Below are 18,955 nucleotides of genomic sequence, written 5' to 3'. Positions count from 1 at the left end.
GAGAACAAGCGTTACAATAAAACTAACCTAGCATATGACGAAAAGGCGGAAAAGTAATGAAACAATCAGTTGTTGAGCTAACAGAATTGGACAAGCGCAATCGATTATTAATCAAAATTTTGTGGGGGTTGCTCGCATTAGGGGTATTGACCGATTTGGCTATCGGCTTGCCTGCCCAAATGGTGCTGCTGCTTGCAGGTGTAGGCCTGATCACTTGCGGCGGTACGACATACATGACCTATAAGCGAATTATTCCTGACAAAATCAAGTACATCATTCCATTTGTCCTGACGCTGCTCGTTACGATGCTGATTGTTTCAGATCCTAATCCGATCGTAAGCACCTACTTCATGGTGTATGTCAATATCGCCGTTATTACGTTGTATGCGGATTACAAAGCGATCATCTTGACGGGCGTGCTTGGCGCTGCTCTTAGTACTTACATCTTCCTCGACACGGAGCTGCAGACGCGTCTGTTCCCGGGAGAATCGCTCGTCTATCTCTACTTGTATCTGATCTTCGCGACTGCGGCACTTGCGGTATCGGCGAACTTCAGCGGACGCTTGCAAAGCCAGGTCATGGAGAAGCAGCGGGAAGCGGTCAGTTCCAAGGACATGACTGAAGCGCTATTGGACAAAATGAAGTCATCAATCATGTTGCTGACCGAATTCAGCAGCAGCCAGCAGTCTACCGTTCGTTCCACAGGCGACATATCCCGCGAAGTAACGGCAACCTTTAGTGAGATGTCGGCGGCGATCGAGAAGCAGACGGGAACGATTTTGAATATTAACGAATCGACCCAATCGATGGACAATGACGTGAAGCTGCTGCTGGACGGCACGACGCTGCTGGAGCGTTATTCCACGGAGAACGCTGAGCTTACCGAGCGGAACAGCGAGCAGATGGAATCGCTTAGTACAGAGGTTGAGCGGGTTCGCGTCATTATCGGTCATACGGTTGAGATGATGAAGCTGCTAAGCGAGCAGAACGATCGCGTCAGTTCAATCGTAGGCACGATAAGCGACATCTCGGAGCAGACGAACTTGCTTGCGCTTAACGCCGCGATAGAAGCAGCGCGAGCAGGCGAGCATGGCAAAGGTTTTGCCGTCGTATCAGGTGAGGTCCGGAAGCTAGCCGACAATTCCCGCAAGGCGACGAATGAGATCGCCGATATATTGTCCGGCATACGGACGCAGATCAGCGCAGTTCATGAGCAGGTAGAGCGCGGTCAGTCCGCTGTACAGACAAGCAAGGAAGCTTCACAACAGGTACAGTCTCTAATCGGACAAATTAATGAGAATTCAGGCCTTGTTAAGGAGCATTCCATTACGGTGGGCGGCTCTGCAACGCGCTTGAACGAGCAATATGCCGCCATGGCGGACGAGATGGTCAATATCGCTGCAACGACGGAGCAGAATATGGCTTCCGTAGAAGAGGTACATGCAAGCATGGAGACACAAGATCTTAAGATTCATACGATGGTTGAGCAGTACGCCCAATTGGATCAGCTTCTATCTGAACTGAAGCAAATGGTTGGCAAAAACTAATGGTTCAGGCGTCTCGGACTATTGACGAAATCGTAGTCGCATGTTAAATTATATTTATTCCTATTGTATTAGTCGGATATAACAAGTGAATTAGCAATAGCGCTCGCTAGTAAACTGGAGGCGCATGAGAATCGAGACTCGTTTCGATTGTTATGCGTCTTTTTTGCATTTTTAATCGAACAGGAGATGAAGGAAATGAGTACAACGCCTATCACAACAGAGGATCAATCCATTGAACAGGCATACAGCCCCGAAGTAACGACGACGAGACAGCCGGAATACCCGGTTCATCCGTTATTCCTTAATCGATGGTCGCCAAGATCCTATGCGGACCGTCCAGTGAGCGATGAGGTTCTATACACGATATTGGAAGCGGCTAGGTGGAGTCCGTCCTCAAGCAATCAGCAGCCGTGGCGGTTCTATGTAGCGAAGACGCAAGCCGAGCATGAACTGTTCGAGTCCTTCCTGAAGCCGAGAAACAAGCTTTGGGCGGTTAACGCTCCAGTTCTTCTATTAATCGCATCGCAAAATATAAAGGAAAACGGCGATCCGAACGGTGCGCATGCGTTCGATACAGGCGCGGCTTGGGCGTCTATCGCGCTTCAAGCGAGGCTGCTTGGCCTCTCGACGCGTGCGATCGGCGGTTATGATCAGGCAGCAGCTCGCGAATTGCTGCAGGTGCCTGCGAATATTTCGCTGCACGCCGTTATAGCACTAGGCTATCGAGGAGATTTGGACACGCTCGATCCTTCATTCCACGAGCAGGAGAAGCCGAATACGCGCCGTCCTCTAGGCGAGAGCATTCTACCGATATTGGCGAGCGGCGAAGACCAGTCTGAACAAGAATAGAAGTAGACTATCGGCAACTTATATTCAGACTGGAGAGGAGGGATAACGATATGGGAGCCACAGAAGCTGCGGTAAACCTGGATGCGGACGTTCTAATCATCGGCGGAGGTCCAGCGGGAGCGTGGGCCGCATGGAGCGCGGCTTCACATGGCGCACGCACGGTGTTAGTCGACAAAGGGTATTTAGGGACTAGCGGCGCTACTGCCCCGGGCGGAACAAACTTCTTGTATGTGCCTCCTAATCATGAGAAGCGGGAGCAGGCGGTGGAGGATCGGCTCGAAGGCGGAGGCAATCTGTCGGAAGCGCCGTGGATCCACCGCTTAATGGAGCAAGCGTACCTGAATATCGAGCTGCTGGAGCAATGGGGGTATCGTTTTCCTCTTGATGGTAATGGAAATCTATTTAAAGCGCATCTGCAAGGGCCGGAATATATGCAAATTATGCGCAAAGTTGTCTTGAAGGCAGGCGTGCGAATATTGGATCAATGTCCCGCGCTTGAGCTGCTGACGGATGAGCATGGCGTAGGCGGAGCACGCGGCATCTCGCGACTGGACGGTAAAGACTGGGAGGTTCGCGCGAACGCTGTCGTCATTGCAACAGGAGGATGCGCATTTCTAAGTAAAGGTCTAGGCTGTAACGTACAGACAGGCGACGGGTTGTTGATGGCTGCCGAGCTCGGCGCGGATCTATCCGGTATGGAATTCAGCAGACAATATGCGACGACGGCAGCATTCGGCACCATAACTCGTAATCGTATGCTCGGGTGGGCGACCTTTTACGATGAAGAAGGTCATGTGCTGCACGAGGGCGGGCCGCGCGAATCTGATTTTATGGCGAAGCAGCTGTTGAAGGGACCGGTATATGCCATCCTTAATCATGCAGATACCGAGGAGAAGCGCCGCATCTTAAGGCTATCCACGCCTGTATGGTTTCTGCCTTTTGATCGCGCCGGTATCGATCCTTTCACGCAGCGGTTTCCGCTAACGATGCGCTTTGAAGGAACGATTCGCGGGACAGGCGGGTTAAGGCTTATTGATTATGACTGTTCGACTACTGTTGCCGGACTGTTCGCGGCCGGCGATGCGGCCTCGCGCGAGAAGACTGCCGGCGCAAGGTCGGGCGGCGGCGCGTATAACGCCTCATGGGCTATCGCGTCGGGCACATGGTCAGGCAAAGGAGCGGCCGACTATGCGCTCGCGCAAGGGAAGGATGCGAGAGTTCGGCAATTGAGCCCTGCCGGAGCTTATGGTCTAGAGCGAAATGCGCAGTCCACCGAGTTGATTGATACGAGGGCAGTAGTTGAGCAAGTGCAGCGGGAAGTGTTCCCTCTGGACATTAACTACTTCAGAAGCGAGCCGGTGTTGGAAGCGTCGCTGAAGAGACTACATTCGCTTTGGCCCGCTATTAAAGGGTCCGTGCCGAAGACGATTCAAGGAAGAGTGCGAGCTCGGGAGACGGCTGCAATGGTTGCTACTGCCCGATGGATGTATTCGGCTGCGCTGGCACGGAAAGAGACAAGGGGGATGCATGGACTTCGCGAATATCCGAATCTGAACCCAGCGCTTTCCCATCGTCTTCTGCTTTCGGGTATCGAGCATATTACGATACGTCCGGAACATGTGCCTCCGCGCTCCTATGACATCGTTTCTCCAGTGGTAGTCGTAAAGGAGGCGGCAAGGCTGTGATTGAGCTGGTAAGTGCGGAGCGTTGCATATCATGCAATCTTTGCGTCAAAGTATGCCCGACGAATGTATTCGACAGCGGAGATGACGGTATTCCCGTCATTGCAAGGCAGGATGATTGCCAGACCTGCTTCATGTGCGAGGCGTATTGCCCAGCAGATGCGTTATTCGTTGCCCATCATGCCGATCTGCCTATTGAGGTGAATGAGCAGGAGCTTATCGACAAAGGACTGCTCGGCAGTTGGCGAGCAGCGATCGGATTTGGCTCCAACGGCAAAGTATCGATGGCTTCATATGATACGACGCCAATCTTGCGATCGATAAGACCGGCAAGAGCGGCCTCGGAGTAAGTTGGAAGCAAGGAGAGAGAGCCTTTATTTTACGTTCAGGAGGAATAGCTTATGGGGAAACCGTTTGAAGTGACAGACGAGTGGTTGAGACGGGTCAAAGCGCAGGTGGACGGAACGGAGTATGGTTCGATTGTCATTACGGTGCATGACGGAAAAATCATACAAATTGAACGTTCCGAGCGCAAACGTTACGACACGCCTCAAACCTCTCACTCCTCGCAATCCAGACGCCGCTAACGAACCAACCAACCCATCAATAACAGAGCAAGGATGTTCCATGTCTTCGCAAGATCGAAGACTCCCCGGAACATCCTTGCTTAACGTTCATGTTACATAAATTCCTTTCTCACACTCTCCCGTTAGCTCAGAAATGGTATGCAAGTTTCGCTACGTCCTCTTCCTCAATGCTTCTTACTCAATGCTTCATTCATGATATTGATGTATTACAAATAAGGTGCTTTTATTTCCTTTCTCACACTCTCCCGTCAGATCAGGACGTAGGTTGAGGAGATTGTTGATAGCATGAGTAGAGGGGAGAGTGAGCTAAAGCGTGTAAAAGATAGTAGCAAGCCTGAGTAGAGGGGAGAGTGTGCTAAAGAGGGGAGAAAGGTAGAAGCCTGAGTAGAGGGGAGAGTGTGCTAAAGAGTGTAAAAGGTAGGAGTCTGAGTAGAGGGGAGGCTTTGCTAAAGGGTGAAAAGAGAGAGCGGTAATCCGCGTTGAGAGTTGTGCAGAGTGACGAGATACCTCAGTCTAAGAGGTTTCCCCTCGAAGACGGCGTGACTTCGAGGGGGGGGGTTGGATTAGCCGATGCTTCGGATGACTCTATCTTTGATGGAGCCGGGTACGGGCTCGTGGCTGATGTTTATTGTTTCGATTCCGGACAAGATGATGCGATGAAGCTGGCTAGGATCTTGTTCTGGATATTCTTTCAGTGCATGCATGCCGCGCGACTCTTTGCGTTCAAGTGAGGCTGTGTGCATCCATCGTGCCGTTGCGGCCATCGCGGCGAGCTCACGCGAGCGGAGACGCTGTTGAATGGTAGATCCTGCATAGCGGGCGGAAGCTGATTGCCAAAGAGGTTGCAATCGTGCAAGCGATGCCTGGAGTCCAGGTACGCTGCGGAAGTAGTTGATGCTCAGCGATACTTCTTGCTGCAATGCCTTCACTAGCTCATTTTGCTCCGCTTGCGATAACGAGCGTGTACGCTCATTAACGGAGTCGCTGTCGTCGCTAGCTTGGCGGATGCCATAGCGACCGGCAGCGCGAAGGCTACGCTGGTCTGCATCGCGCTCTTGACGCAGAGCGTGAGCGGCAGCAGCCTCGCCCGACCATGTGCCGGAGCAAATGGCCCATGAAGCGTTGAAGGCGCCGCCGCCGGACATGCCGCCCATTAGTCGCTCGCGAGAAGCGGCATCACCGGCTGCATAGAGCCCGGCTACGGTCGTGCTGCAATCTTCGCCGACGATGCGGATACCGCCCGTGCCGCGAACCGTTCCCTCGAACCTCAGCGTCAGCGGGAACCGCTGCGTGAACGGATCGATGCCGGAGCGGTCATACGGCAAGAAGAAGACGGCGTGGGAGTGGCGCAAAATATTGCGCTTTTCTTCGGTGTCCGCTTTGTCGAGGACGGCGTATACCTTCTTGCCCTCGCTTATATATTTCTGCAGAATACCGGCACGATTGCCGTCGCTGTTCAATACATTGCCTTCCTCGTCAGAATAAGTAGCCCAGCCGAGCAAGCGGCCGCGTGTAATGGTGCCGAAGGCGGCGCTTGGCGCATAAGCGCGGCTGAATTCCATGCCCGACAAGTCAGCGCCAAGCTCGGCGGCCATGAGCAGGCCGTCTCCGGTGAGCACGTTGCAGCCGAGACCCTTGCTAAGGAAGGCGCAGCCGCCGGTTGCGATGACGACGGCGTTCGCTCGGACCTCCCATTCTTTGCCGTCCAGGCGCGAGATGCCTCGAGCCCCGCCGACACCGTGCTCATCGGTGAGCAGCTCTAGCGCCGGAGACTGGTCAAGCACCTTCACGCCTGCTTTCAGCACGACCTTCCGCATTAGACTCATATATTCGAGTCCTTGCAGATGACCGCGCATCGGGGTGCCGTTCTCGTCACGGACGAACGGGTAACCCCAATTTTCGATCCGCTCCAGATTGATATAGACCTGATCGAGCACCCGATACGTCCAGGACGGCTCCGATAGGAAGCCGCCCCCCTTCAACCGATGCTCAACCGCTTGATCGCGCAGCGCCTGATCCGGCGGCAAGTAAAGCAGATTCGTGCCGCCGGGCGCAGTCGCGCCGCTCGTCCCGAGGTAACCCTTGTCGGCGAGCACGACCTTCGCCCCCTTCGAGGCGGCGCTCCACGCCGCCCAAGCCCCTGCAGGACCGCCGCCGATGACGAGCACATCGGCCGTTAGTTGCTTCGTAACGTTCGAGCTCATCCTTATCGCCTCCTGCTGTTATTTCGTCTTTTTGACCGTTTCGAGCTCCTTCAGAATGAGATCTTCCGCTGTTCTTGCAGCCGTATTGATATCCACTCCGCGCAGCGCGATGTCCTCAATCGCTTTGGTCAGGTGTTTGGAAACGTAGTTCTCGTTAGGATCGAGATGAAGAACCGAAGGCTGGGTTGTGAAAATATTAGCGATCTTCTTATCCTTCAGCACCTCGATGTCCGCGCCGAATTCCTTCTCCAGCTCCGGGGCAACAATAGCAGGCACGCGGCCGTTGCGTGCAACAATGCGCTGCACTTCGTCGGACAGAATATAATCAAGCACCTGGAATGCAACATCCTTATGCTTGCTGACGCTGGAAATGACGAGCGAGTGAACGTTCGCTTCCTTGTTCACGCCGAGATTATCGCTGAAGTTCGGAATCGGCGCGATGTCCCAGTTAAGCGGTTTGCCTTGTGCGCGAAGCTCCTCGAGCGGTCCGATTAGGTTCGCCAGCAGCGTCGGGCGCATCGCTACGTTCTGGTCGACGAGGAACGCATCGCGGTCGTACGTATATTTGTCGCCTTGGACGAAACCTGGAATGTCATAGTTTTGTTTCAAAATCCGGAATACGTTCTGCCATTGCTCCGATTGCAGCGCAGGCAATCCCGTCTTCGGATCAAGAGCGGCAATACCATAGCTGCGCTGCAGCGAAGCTGGGCCGTTCTGTACATCAATGCCAATATAGTTAACGCCGTTGTCCGAACGTGTCAGCTTCGTTCCGATTTCAAGCGCTTGCTCCCAAGTTAGTTGCTCGTCGCCAGGATAAGGCACGCCGAACTTATCGAAAATATCTTTGTTATAGAACAAAGCGGCGACATTGGATGAGAACGGCAGCGTGAAGATTTCGCCTTGCTTGGAGAAGTTGATGATCGTATCCAGAAGCACCGGCTTTAGGCGCTTCGTATCGAAATTATTTTTCTCGATGTAAGGCGTTAAGTCTTCCATGACGCCAAGATCCTGGAAAGCGTGATAGGATCCGCTCGTTAAGTAAACGATGTCGGGCACGTCGCTTGAAGTGAGCACCTCAGCAGGCGTAACGCCTTCCGCAGGTTTGACGAGGTTGAGCGTAATATGAGGGAATTTCTTCTTCACCGGCTCCTCGAAGAAGATTTTGAATTCCGTATCGGTAAGCGTGCCTCCGCCTACGTAGAACGATAGAGTTACGGGTTCGGCAGCTGGAGGAGCTTCTTCCTTAGGTTTATTGGTCTGGGCAGCAGCAGCTTCAGCGGGCTTATTCGACGCCTGCCCCTCTGTAGTTCCGCTCTTCGCGGAGCATCCGGTTACAAGCAATATTGCAGTTAAAGAAATGACAGTCAGCAAACGCAGTTTCATATGGCATATAGCCCCTCTCTAATAGATCGTTTCATCTCTCATTTACAATTGTTTTAATTCGGTCTGGCAGGTCGCGGAGGCAAAATCCGATTGATGAATTCCGTCGTATCGACGGATGCAAGCTTCGTTCTCCCGGGTCCCCAGCCGATCGTTGCGCGCCAACTGCCAAGCAGGCCGGATGCTATAAGCTGCTCCTCATCGACTGCTTCTTGCACATCAGCCTGAGGCGATACGTATAGCGCATCTACTGGACAATGCGCCTCGCATACGAAGCAGGTCTGGCAATCTTCCTGCCGTGCAATATAGGGCAAGCCGTTATCGTCCTCATCGAATACGTTCGTCGGACATACCTTCACACAGAGCCCGCATTGGATGCAGCGTTCGGCGCTAACCAGCTCTATCATGTTGTCATCACCTCCCTTAGTAACACAAAAAAACGGAGAAGCACAAGGATCGTGTTTCTCCGTTAGAACGGTCGATTATGAAACTAAACATTATTATTCATAGTTGTTTAGTTGGAATTTATGACAACAATCGTAGCATCTCGAGTTTTGCAAGGTCAAGCATAATTTTTGTGGTTGACAATTCGATTGCCAAGAAACTATATTTAATCCCACAAGAGAACTTGGGTATTACCAAAGGGCATACGGTTTCGACCGTTCGGACGGAGATGTGCTTCCTAGCAGGAAGTATGCCTCCGTCTTTTTTTTGTTTGTATTTGGCCAAAAAGGGGAGTGTTGAGAAATGGGTAAAAGTAAGATTGCAAAATGGTTGATGCCTATCTTAATGGTGATGGTTGTTGTATGGGTAACGGCTTGCGCGCAAGGGACGCAGAAGACGCCGACGCCAGCCGCTACGGATAAGCCAACCCAAGAACCTGTCGAGTTGCTTGTATTCAAATGGGGCGGAGTGACGCTTACCGCAACGGAGGTCGAGAAGTATTTTAATGAGCCGATCGCGAAAAAGTTCCCCCATATCAAGGTGAAGCTGATCGACGTACCGGAGGGCGATCCGATTGAACCGCTGCTTACGCAAGGCATTATCCCGGACATTATTTTCGGCGGCTCGTACACCGCTATTGAAGAGGCGGGTCTAGCTGAAAAACTCGCCCCGTACAAGAAAAAATTTGGGTACGATGACAAGAAGATCAAGCCGAGCGTGAACGAATCGATCGAGCTGAAGAGCGGCGGCAATCAGGTGCCTTTCTCGGTTAATTTGCCCGTTATCTACTACAACAAAGATATTTTTGATAAATTCAGCGTGCCGTATCCGACTGAGGTGCAGAGCTGGGATCAAATTCTTGATACGGCGAAGCAGCTGACAAGAGCGGACGCCGGGGTTAACTATATCGGCATTGATTTGCAGCCGACGAGACTGGCTAGCGGACTATCGCTCGATATTATCGATCCTGCTACGAATAGGGCGGCAGTCACTTCGCCCGAATGGGTGAAGGTATTCGAGACGCTCAAGAAGCTATACAGCATTCCTGGGTTTATCGGTACAGACGATAAATACAAATACGCGGATAAAGACGATGTGTTCTACAATGATCAGAACTTGGCGCTATATTCACACAATCTAGCTCAGCTTGTAGGTCCGCTTGAGGAGCTGCGCAAGCAGGGCATTACGCTCAACTGGGACTTCGCGCCGCATCCGAACTTCGAGGACGCGCTTGGCACAAGCATCGAGATCAACGTTCATACGTTAACGCTGTCGAAAGCGAGCAAGCACAAGGATGAAGCCTATCAGGTGATTGAGTATATGCTGTCGGAAGAAGTGCAGCGGATCATAACCCGCAACGGCCGTGTGTCAGTGCTCGATTTGCCAGAGCTGGAGAAGGAATACGGCGCGGATATCGAGGTGCTGAAGGGCAAGACGATCGAGAATATTTTCAAGACCGAGCCGCGCCAAATCCATAAGCCGAACATTTATGAAAGCAAGATCACCAAATATATTAACGATGCTGCTAAAGATGTGGCAATAGGAGGCGTCGACATTAACACGGCGCTCCGAACGGCGAAGGAGAAGATCGACAAAGACTTGGAGACGCTGGAAACTACGAAGTCTTGATCAAAGAGCGCAACACGCGCAGATCTAAACCATACTTGACAGGTAGGGATAATGTGTTATTATCGGATTAGCACAGCCTACCGGTCAACCGGAGACACTTTCCTACCAAAGGAGTGTCTCCTTTTTTTATTTTATTTCATAATAGAAGGGATGAACGTATTCATGGCTTTTACGTTACAAATTGGCGAGCAAGCGCCGGATTTCAACTTGCTGGCTACAGATGGCAAGCATTACGGCTTAGCGGATTTCGCCGCTTCGAAAGCGCTGGTCGTGTTCTTCACGGCTAATCATTGTCCGTTCGTTAAGGGCTCGGATGAAGTGACTCGCGCAACAGTGGAGAAGTTCGCGCCGCAGGGCGTATCATTCGTCGGCATTAGTTCCAATAGCGTTACCGCGTATCCGGATGACTCATACGAGAAAATGGTAGAGCGAATTGCGGAGCATGGTTTCCCTTGGACTTACGTATACGATGAGAAGCAAGAGGCAGCACTTGCCTACGGTGCGCTTAGAACGCCGCACTTCTACGTGTTCGATCAAGAGCGCAAACTGATCTACACGGGCCGCGCTGTCGATTCGCCGAAGGATGCGGACAACATCACGTCCTATGATTTGGAAAATGCGCTTAACGATTACTTGGCAGGCCGCGAGGTGGCGGTGCCGCTCACTAATCCGATTGGCTGCAATGTGAAGTGGGAAGGCAAAGACAAGCGTTGGATACCTGAAGAAGCATGTGATCTCGTATTAAACTAAGGCTAGTGTACAGCAGCATGTGAGGACATCCGCTACTGACGCGAACAATGCCTCGGTAGCGGATTTTTATTTAAAAAAAAGGCTTTGACACGATCCGTGCAGGATGCTATTATAAGCCTAATTTAAAACCGACTAATACAATATGAATTATTGGTAATGTGAGTCGACCGTATAAACGGAGACGCGCTTCGAAACGAAGTGCGTCTTCTTTTTATTTGTCCACAAACATCGAAAATGAAAAATGGGGGTTTTGAGAATGAAAAAATTTGTTGTTCTTCTTATCAGTATAATGGTTGTCGTGACGTCGCTTACGGCATGCGCTTCGGGCAGTGGCAATAAGCCGGCAGCGACTGACGGCAGTGATCAAAGCACTAGTTCTAATGCCAACAAGGATGCTGAGAAAACCGAGGAAGTCAGCACGGAGCCCATTACACTGAAGGTGCTTCGCGCAGGCATTACCGTAACGGAAACGGAGTTTCAGAAGTTTCTCGTAGAACCGACGAAGAAAAAATATCCAAACATAACGCTTGAATGGGTAGATGCGCCTGAGGATGTAGAGCTCGAGCCGCTCATTACAGCGGGCACTGTGCCAGATATTATTTTCGCATCGACGGCGGCAGTCTCAACGACTTACAAGGAACTGGACCTGGTCGAGAATCTGAAGCCATACGTAGACAAAAACGGAGTCGATCTAAGCCGCCTCAAGCCAGCTGTTCTGGATGCGATCACCAAATATTCGCCGGAAAACGAGCTGTCGGTCATTCCGTTCTCGATCAACGTGCCGGTATTGTTCTACAACAAAGATATTTTCGATAAATTCGGCGTTTCGTACCCGAAAGACGATCAATCGACGTGGGATGAGCTTGTCGAGCTTGGCAAGCAAGTGACGAGAAACGATAACGGCGTGAACTATATCGGCATCGACTTGTTCGGCCCGACCAACATTAACACAGGACTTGATCTGAACATCGTCGATCCGGCTACGGGCAAGGCTGACGTAACGACGGACGGTTGGAAAAAGGTGTTCGAGACGTTGAAGAAAAGCTACGAGGTGCCAAATTATATCGGCGAAGACGGCCGATTCGAATATGCGAACGACGACGATATTTTCTTCAACGAACAAAATCTAGCGATGCTTCCTTATAATATTGCACATTTGCTTGGCCCGCTTGAGGAGCTTCGCCAGCAAGGCACGGAGCTGAACTGGGACTTCGCGCCATTCCCGAACTTCACCGAAAATCTCGGAACAGGCAAAGCGATCAACGTTCACTCGTTATTCGTGACGAAGTCGAGCAAGCACAAGGAAGAGGCGTTCAACGTCATCGCTAACGTGCTGTCTGATGAATCGCAGGAGACGTTGTCCCGCGGCGGACGCGTTCCGACTGTAGCGAACGAAGCATGGGAGAAAGTGTACGGCGCGGATATTCCAGTTCTAGCAGGCAAGAAGATCGAGAACATCTTCAAGGCTGAGCCGCGCAGCGTTGTACGTCCTCATAAGTTCGAAAGCAAAGTTCGCAAATTCATTAACGAAGCGGCGAAAAATGTTGCCGTAGGCGGTCAGGACGTCAATACGGCGCTGCGAACGGCGCAAGAGGCGATCGAGAAAGAACTCGAAACGCTTAGCAAAACGCAATAACAAACAATGGTAAGGAAGGGGCGTCTCCTTAATTGCGGATGTCCCCTTCGTTTTTTCTGAATTATAGGGGGTGGGCTTATGGCAGGTATTCGCATTGAGCATCTGTACAAAAGATACGGCAAGGATAAGCAAACGGTCGTGAACGATTTTCACCTCGATATTAAGGATAAGGAGTTTCTGGTCTTCGTCGGTCCTTCAGGCTGCGGCAAATCGACAACGCTGCGCATGATCGCCGGGCTTGAAGATATTACGGAGGGCGAGATTTACATAGGCGACCAGCTCGTCAATGACTTGCCGCCGAAGGATCGCGATATTGCGATGGTTTTCCAAAATTACGCGCTTTACCCGAACATGACCGTTTTTGAAAATATCGCCTTCGGTCTTCGCCTCCGCAAGCTGCCGCGCCATGAGATCGAACAGTCGGTGAAACGCGCGGCGCGCGTGCTGGAAATTGAAGCGTATTTGAACCGCAAGCCTAAGGAGTTGTCCGGCGGACAACGGCAGCGCGTTGCGCTGGGCCGCGCTATCGTGCGGGATCCGCAAGTGTTTCTCATGGATGAGCCGCTATCCAATTTGGACGCGAAGCTGCGCGTACAGATGCGGATGGAAATTATTAAGCTGCACAAGACGCTCGAGACGACGTTTATATACGTTACGCATGATCAGATCGAAGCGATGACGATGGCGGATCGGATCGTCGTCATGAAGGACGGCGTTATCCAGCAGATCGATACGCCGGAGACGGTATATACGACCCCGAATAACACATTTGTGGCGAGCTTCATCGGCTCGCCGCAAATTAATCTCATAGAAGGCAAAGTCGTGGAGGATATTCCGGGCAGCGGCAGGCTTAAGTATGAAACATCGCGCTTCTCGCTGCCGATTCCCCAAGAAGCGGCGCGCGTGCTCGTTCACCACAATAAGGTGAACAAGCGCGTCACGCTTGGCATTAGGCCGGAAAATATCGGACTTGAGGGCTTGTTCTCGGACGCGATTATTACCGGCGTATACAAAGTGAGCGAGCTCATGGGAGCGGACCGCTTCCTCCATCTGGACATCGGGCAGGATAAGCTGCTCGTCGTGCGGGTGAATGCATATTACCATTGCGAGGAAAACGAAAAAGTTCGCATCGTTCCCGATATGTCGAAGGCGCTGTTCTTCGATGCGGACAGCGGCGTTCGATTTCAGATCTAATTAAGGCGGGAAGGAGTGTGCTGCCTGATGCTGCGCGCCATCATTCATTCTAAGACGTTCAAGCTGCTATTTCCGATAGGGGCGGCAGCCGTACTATTATTGTTTTTCGTCGCATGGACGTCCAGCGCGACCGCGACGGTCGATGCCGGCCCTTTCAAGCTTAGCAGCTTCGATGCCGGCTTTGTAGAGTGGGAGGATACGTCGCTCGCCGCAGCCGATCTTGAGCCCTATTATGAGAAAGTGCTTAAGGGGCTGGAAGAACAGGGCGTGAGGCCTGCCGATGAGGAGGTTGTCATCGAGGCGGCCGCTCCTTCCGGACAATCCGATAGCTCGGTCATTCGTACAGGCGATTACGAAGGCAAAAGCAATGTGTTGATCTGGGAATCAACCGACACGAATTGGGTGGAGTATACGTTCAATGTCGAGCAGGATGGCATATACACGATCTTCGCCGATTACCATCCTCTGCTCGGCAAAGGGTATACGCGCCCGGTCGTATGGGATGTGACGATCGACGGATCGCGGCCATTCCGCGAAGCTTCTTCAATTACTTTATACCGTCAGTTCAAGGATAAAGGGTTGCCCCAGGTTAACGACGACGGGGATCAGATTCGTCCAACTTCGGTGGACATCTCGACGTGGTCGACGATGCCGTTCATCGATTCCGGTGCCAACTACGCCGGGCCGTTGAAATGGCATTTCACGAAAGGCAAGCATACGCTGCGTTTCGAAGGGTATGAGCCGGTTGCGCTGAATACGATATCGCTGGTGCCGCCGGAGACGTTGCCTAGTTACGTGGAAGCAGCCGCGGCTTATCCGTCAAGCGAGCCTGTTGCCGCTCAAGGAATTACGCTGCAGGCGGAGCAGATGACGAGCAAAAACGACGCTTCCGTACAAATGATGTCGGACCGCGACAGGCGTACGAAACCGCTGGCGAAAGGACGTATTACGTACAATACGGTCGGCGGCGTGAGCTGGGACTGGCCGAATCAAGAGGTGGCATGGACATTCGAAGCGCCCGAGACGGGGCTGTACAAAATCGCGCTGCGGACGCTGCAAAACCGCTTCTCGCAGAAGGCGTCGTTCCGTACGATACTCATCGACGGCAAAGTGCCGTTCGATGCTTTTCTAACTTATCGATTCCCGTATGCGGCATCGTGGAAGGGCACGGTGCTTTCGGGTGACGATGGCGAGCCGTATGAACTGTACTTGGAGAAAGGAACGCATACGCTGTCGCTTGCTCTAACCCATTCGACGGTGAGTCCGATTGTTAGAGGAATCGAGAACCTAAGCGCATTGCTGCGCACGGTTGATCAAGATTTGAAGTCGCTCACCGGCGGTCAATTGGACCGTAATCGGACGTGGAAGATCGATCGCGACTTGCCGGATTTGAAGGAGCGGCTGGAAGTCGCGGCCGGCAATCTCGACGTGCTTGCTGACGAGATGGCCGAAGTGAACGGACGCAAGGACAGCGCGAGCGAAGGCTTCCGTTCGTCCGCCTCCGATATTCGCTCCTTGTTGGAGACGCCTGACGATATTCCCTACCATATCGATGAGATTACTTCGATTGATGAAAAAATCAACAATTTCGTTGTCAATTTGTATAAGCAGCCGCTCTTGCTCGATGAGATCTATATCGTCCCCGCGGAGAAGTCTTTCCCCGATATGACGGCATCCGTTGTGGATAAAGGCGTTGGCCTGCTGGCGAACTTCGCTTATTCATTCAACTCCCGCGAGAGCTTAAGCGATATGGATGACAAGGAGCTCAACGTCTGGGTGCAGCGGGGCAGGGACTATGTGACGCAGCTTCAAGAGCTGACCGACGAGCTGTTCACGCCGGCAACCGGCATCAAGGTGAAGGTTAATCTGCTGCCGAACGCACAGCTGCTCGTCATGTCCAATGCGGCAGGCTTGCAGCCCGATGTGGCGCTGGGATTGTCGCAGGATTTGCCTGTCGATTACGCGATTCGGGGCAGCGTGTACGATCTTAGCAAGTTCCCGGATTTCAATGAGGTGTACGAACGATTCAGTCCAGGTTCTTGGCAGGCGCTTTACTACGATAAGGGCTACTATGCCGTGCCGGAGACGCAATCGTTCCAAGTGCTCTACTATCGCAAAGATATTATGCGGGAGCTCGGCCTCGACATTCCGCAGACATGGCAGGATGTCTATGACATGTTGCCGACGCTGCAGCAAAACTTCATGAACTTTTATGTGAATCCGCAAATGTTCCTGCCGTTCATCTATCAGAACGGCGTCGAGTTCTTCCAGCCGAACGGCTTCACGACGGCGCTGGATTCGCCTGAAGGGTTCAAGGCGTTCAAGCAATGGACCGATCTGTTCAATACGTATGCGCTGGAGAAACAGGTGCCGAGCTTCTATCAGCACTTCCGGACAGGGACGATGCCGATCGGCATCGCGGATTACAACATGTATGTTCAGCTGGCCGCGGCAGCACCTGAGCTTAACGGACGCTGGGGCATCGCGCTTATTCCGGGCATGCCGGAGCAGGACGGGACGATCAGCCGCTGGGCGGCTGGCGACCAGACGACGGGCGTCATTTTCGAAGCTTCTAACAAAAAAGATGAAGCATGGCAATTCATGAAATGGTGGATCAGCACCGAGACGCAGGAGCGTTACGGCTCCGATCTCGAATCGATCAACGGCGTTTCGTTCCGTTGGAATACGTCGAACGTGGAGGCGTTCGTAAGATTGCCATGGAAGACCGAGGATGCGAATGTGATCCTGGAGCAGTGGAAGTGGTACAAGGAGAAGCCGAACCCGCCGGGAGGCTACTTCATGGGCAGGGAACTTAACAATGCATGGCTTCGCGCGGTTATCGACGGAATGAATTACCGGGCGTCGCTCGAGACGGCCATTCTGGACATTAATCGCGAGCTGCGCCGCAAGCAGCAGGAATTCGGATTTATCGACGAGACGGGCAAGCCGCTGAAGACGCTGGACTTCCCGCATATCGATAAGCCGTGGGAAGGAGTGGACGAATATGTCAGGTAAAGGAACCGGCGCCAGCGTCGCGGTCGTTCCGCAGTCTACGGCAGCCTCGCCCGAGCTGGAGAACACTCGGGCTGCGGCAAGTGTAGAGATATCGCACGATGCTGGAGTAACTGCCTTGCCATCGCCAGTCTCGCCTGCGCTAGCTCATCAGGTTGACGCTGCGCAAGCGAAGGCGATCGCGGCTCTTGAAGCGGCCCAGCAGCGCAGGAGCAGAGGCAGGTTCGCGCGGCTGTTGGCGGAAATATGGTCGTTCCGCCTCAGCTACCTGTTCGTTGCTCCGTTCATGCTCTGCTTCGCCGCTTTCATACTTGTACCTGTAGGAGCGGCCATCGTTCTTAGCTTCACCTACTTTAACGCGATCGGCCGCCCGCGTTTCATCGGGTGGCAGAACTTTCAATATTTGATTTCGCAAGACTTGCTGTTCCTCAAGTATGCGCTGCCGAACACGTTCAAGTTCGCCATTATCGTCGGGCCTGGCGGTTATATCGCCGCTTTCCTGCTCGCTTGGCTCATCTCGCAGCTTCCGGGCAAGCTGCGCAAATGGTTTGCGCTTGCGATGTATACCCCTTCGCTTACGATCGGTATCGCCATGTCGATCGTCTGGCTTCCGATGTTGACTGGCGATCGGATCGGTTATCTCAACAGCGTATTGCTGCGGCTCGGCCTAATCGATGTGCCGAAGCTATGGGTAACCGATCCGTCTTATCTGATGAATTCGATGATCGTTGTCACCTTATGGTCTAGCATGGGCGTCGGATTCCTCGCGATGTTGGCCGGCATTCTTAATGTGAACCGCGACTATTACGAAGCGGCCAAGATCGACGGCATGAAGAGCAGGCTGCAAGAAATCTGGTATATTACGATCCCGTCGATGAAGCCGCAAATGCTGTTCGGCGCCGTTATGGCGATCGTAACGACCTTCAAGACGGGCGCAATCGGCGTTGAGCTGTCCGGCGTCAATCCGACGCCGGGTTACGCGGGGCATCTCATTATTAACCATATCGACGACTTCGGCTTCATCCGCTTCGAGATGGGGTATGCGGCGGCGATATCGGTATTTTTGCTTCTCCTTATGTATGCTTCCAATAAACTGAGCTGGAGCTTGTTCGGCTCGAAGGGAGATGAGTAATGGTGCAACGACTTCTTGGGCTGCGATGGAGAGGCTCGAGGCTGCAGGCGATGGACGGCTTTCAGAAGCTGCTGACGCTGCTTATGATCGCGCTGTCCGTATTCATGCTGCTGCCGATCGTCTACATTTTCAACCATGCATTCAAGCCGTACCATGAGCTGTTCGTCTACCCGCCGACCTTCTTCGTGCGAGAGCCCAGCTTCCAAAATATTAACGAGCTTCTGTCGGTAACCTCCAGATCGACCGTTCCGATGATCCGCTACTTGTTCAACAGCGTCTTCATATCGGGGCTGGCAGTCGTCTTCGTGACAGGCGTGAGCGCGTTATGCGCCTTCCCGATCTCGAAGCATAAGTTCCCTGGGGCGAAGCTCGCGTTCTCGACGATTCTGCTTACGCTTATGTTCGCGCCGGAAGTAATCCAAATTCCACGGTATTTGGTCGTCAGCAATCTCGGCATCATGAACACGTATTTCGGACATTTGCTTCCGATGCTGGCGATGCCGATCGGTGTGTTTCTGCTTAAGCAGTTCATCGATCAAATTCCGGATGCGCTGCTGGAGGCGGCAAGAATCGACGGAGCGAACGAGTTCTATGTATTCATCCGGATCGTCATTCCGGTCTGCATGCCGGCTATTGCGACGGTAGCCATTCTTGCGTTCCAGAACTCTTGGGGCAATGTAGAGTCTTCTTCACTGTTCATGCTCGACGATGAGATGAAGAGCTTCGCCTTCTTCCTATCGACGCTTACGAACAACCTCGCGGGCAATGTGGCTATGCAAGGCGCAGCGGCCGTGGCTTCACTCATTATGTTCGTTCCGAACTTGATTGTTTTTATTATTTTGCAAGGCAAAGTGATTGCTACGATGGCGCATTCCGGCATCAAGTGATGCCGATACGAGAAAGAGAGAG

General features: G+C 52.6%; 15 protein-coding genes. 12 read left to right on the top strand and 3 right to left on the bottom strand.

All coding sequences use genetic code 11. The annotated features are described in order from the left end of the window. The first annotated feature begins 56 nt into the window (after positions 1 to 56). The 5 genes from V8F51_RS01995 (at position 57) to V8F51_RS01975 (ending at position 4,665) form a co-directional block, all read left to right on the top strand. Entirely contained in the window at positions 57 to 1,547 is a 1,491-nt protein-coding gene (locus tag V8F51_RS01995; protein ID WP_337098358.1) for a methyl-accepting chemotaxis protein, read from the top strand. Positions 1,548 to 1,742: 195 nt separating this feature from the next. Continuing rightward, positions 1,743 to 2,396 (top strand): nitroreductase family protein, encoded by a 654-nt coding sequence (locus V8F51_RS01990; protein ID WP_337098357.1) that lies wholly within the window; start codon positions 1,743 to 1,745, stop codon positions 2,394 to 2,396. A 50-nt stretch (positions 2,397 to 2,446) separates the two neighbouring features. Beyond that, positions 2,447 to 4,081 carry an FAD-binding protein gene (locus V8F51_RS01985; RefSeq protein ID WP_337098356.1) on the top strand — a complete coding sequence of 545 codons (1,635 nt, stop codon included), beginning with the start codon at positions 2,447 to 2,449 and terminating at the stop codon, positions 4,079 to 4,081. Beyond that, positions 4,078 to 4,428, top strand: a complete 351-nt coding sequence (locus tag V8F51_RS01980) for a ferredoxin family protein (protein WP_337098355.1) — start codon at positions 4,078 to 4,080, stop codon at positions 4,426 to 4,428. Before V8F51_RS01985 ends, V8F51_RS01980 begins: the two co-directional genes overlap by 4 nt. A gap of 51 nt (positions 4,429 to 4,479) precedes the next feature. Then, positions 4,480 to 4,665 carry a YezD family protein gene (locus V8F51_RS01975; RefSeq protein WP_337098354.1) on the top strand — a complete coding sequence of 62 codons (186 nt, stop codon included), beginning with the start codon at positions 4,480 to 4,482 and terminating at the stop codon, positions 4,663 to 4,665. 563 nt (positions 4,666 to 5,228) lie between these two features. On the opposite strand, the gene V8F51_RS01970 is transcribed toward V8F51_RS01975, so the two are convergent. Genes V8F51_RS01970 through V8F51_RS01960 form a run of 3 tightly spaced genes read right to left on the bottom strand, consistent with a single transcriptional unit; the run spans position 5,229 to position 8,656 of the window. Further along, positions 5,229 to 6,869: an FAD-binding protein gene (locus V8F51_RS01970; RefSeq protein WP_337098353.1), complete on the bottom strand. Its 1,641-nt coding sequence runs from the start codon at positions 6,867 to 6,869 to the stop codon at positions 5,229 to 5,231. Between the two features lie 18 nt (positions 6,870 to 6,887). Beyond that, the gene (locus V8F51_RS01965) at positions 6,888 to 8,252 is read right to left on the bottom strand and encodes an ABC transporter substrate-binding protein (protein ID WP_337098352.1); all 1,365 of its coding nucleotides are present in this window, start codon (positions 8,250 to 8,252) and stop codon (positions 6,888 to 6,890) included. 53 nt (positions 8,253 to 8,305) lie between these two features. Next, positions 8,306 to 8,656 (bottom strand): ferredoxin family protein, encoded by a 351-nt coding sequence (locus V8F51_RS01960; protein WP_337098351.1) that lies wholly within the window; start codon positions 8,654 to 8,656, stop codon positions 8,306 to 8,308. Between the two features lie 340 nt (positions 8,657 to 8,996). Here V8F51_RS01960 and V8F51_RS01955 point away from each other — a divergent pair, with 340 nt between their 5' ends. The 7 genes from V8F51_RS01955 (at position 8,997) to V8F51_RS01925 (ending at position 18,933) form a co-directional block, all read left to right on the top strand. Then, the gene (locus V8F51_RS01955; RefSeq protein ID WP_337098350.1) at positions 8,997 to 10,322 is read left to right on the top strand and encodes an ABC transporter substrate-binding protein; all 1,326 of its coding nucleotides are present in this window, start codon (positions 8,997 to 8,999) and stop codon (positions 10,320 to 10,322) included. A 162-nt stretch (positions 10,323 to 10,484) separates the two neighbouring features. Continuing rightward, positions 10,485 to 11,072 (top strand): thioredoxin family protein, encoded by a 588-nt coding sequence (locus V8F51_RS01950; RefSeq protein WP_337098349.1) that lies wholly within the window; start codon positions 10,485 to 10,487, stop codon positions 11,070 to 11,072. A 256-nt stretch (positions 11,073 to 11,328) separates the two neighbouring features. Then, positions 11,329 to 12,708, top strand: coding sequence for an ABC transporter substrate-binding protein (locus tag V8F51_RS01945; RefSeq protein ID WP_337098348.1), 1,380 nt, complete (start codon positions 11,329 to 11,331; stop codon positions 12,706 to 12,708). Between the two features lie 78 nt (positions 12,709 to 12,786). Then, complete coding sequence (locus V8F51_RS01940) at positions 12,787 to 13,902, top strand: ABC transporter ATP-binding protein (RefSeq protein ID WP_337098347.1); 1,116 nt, start codon at positions 12,787 to 12,789, stop codon at positions 13,900 to 13,902. 27 nt (positions 13,903 to 13,929) lie between these two features. Then, positions 13,930 to 16,917 (top strand): extracellular solute-binding protein, encoded by a 2,988-nt coding sequence (locus V8F51_RS01935; protein ID WP_337098346.1) that lies wholly within the window; start codon positions 13,930 to 13,932, stop codon positions 16,915 to 16,917. Then, positions 16,907 to 18,046, top strand: a complete 1,140-nt coding sequence (locus V8F51_RS01930) for a carbohydrate ABC transporter permease (RefSeq protein ID WP_337098345.1) — start codon at positions 16,907 to 16,909, stop codon at positions 18,044 to 18,046. Before V8F51_RS01935 ends, V8F51_RS01930 begins: the two co-directional genes overlap by 11 nt. Further along, entirely contained in the window at positions 18,046 to 18,933 is an 888-nt protein-coding gene (locus V8F51_RS01925) for a carbohydrate ABC transporter permease (protein WP_337098344.1), read from the top strand. Before V8F51_RS01930 ends, V8F51_RS01925 begins: the two co-directional genes overlap by 1 nt. Positions 18,934 to 18,955: the final 22 nt, after the last annotated feature.

This window comes from Paenibacillus sp. YIM B09110, from assembly GCF_037167145.1.
GTDB lineage: Bacteria > Bacillota > Bacilli > Paenibacillales > Paenibacillaceae > Pristimantibacillus.
Note: the sequence above shows the minus strand (reverse complement) of the source record. Positions and strands in the feature narration are given on the sequence as shown.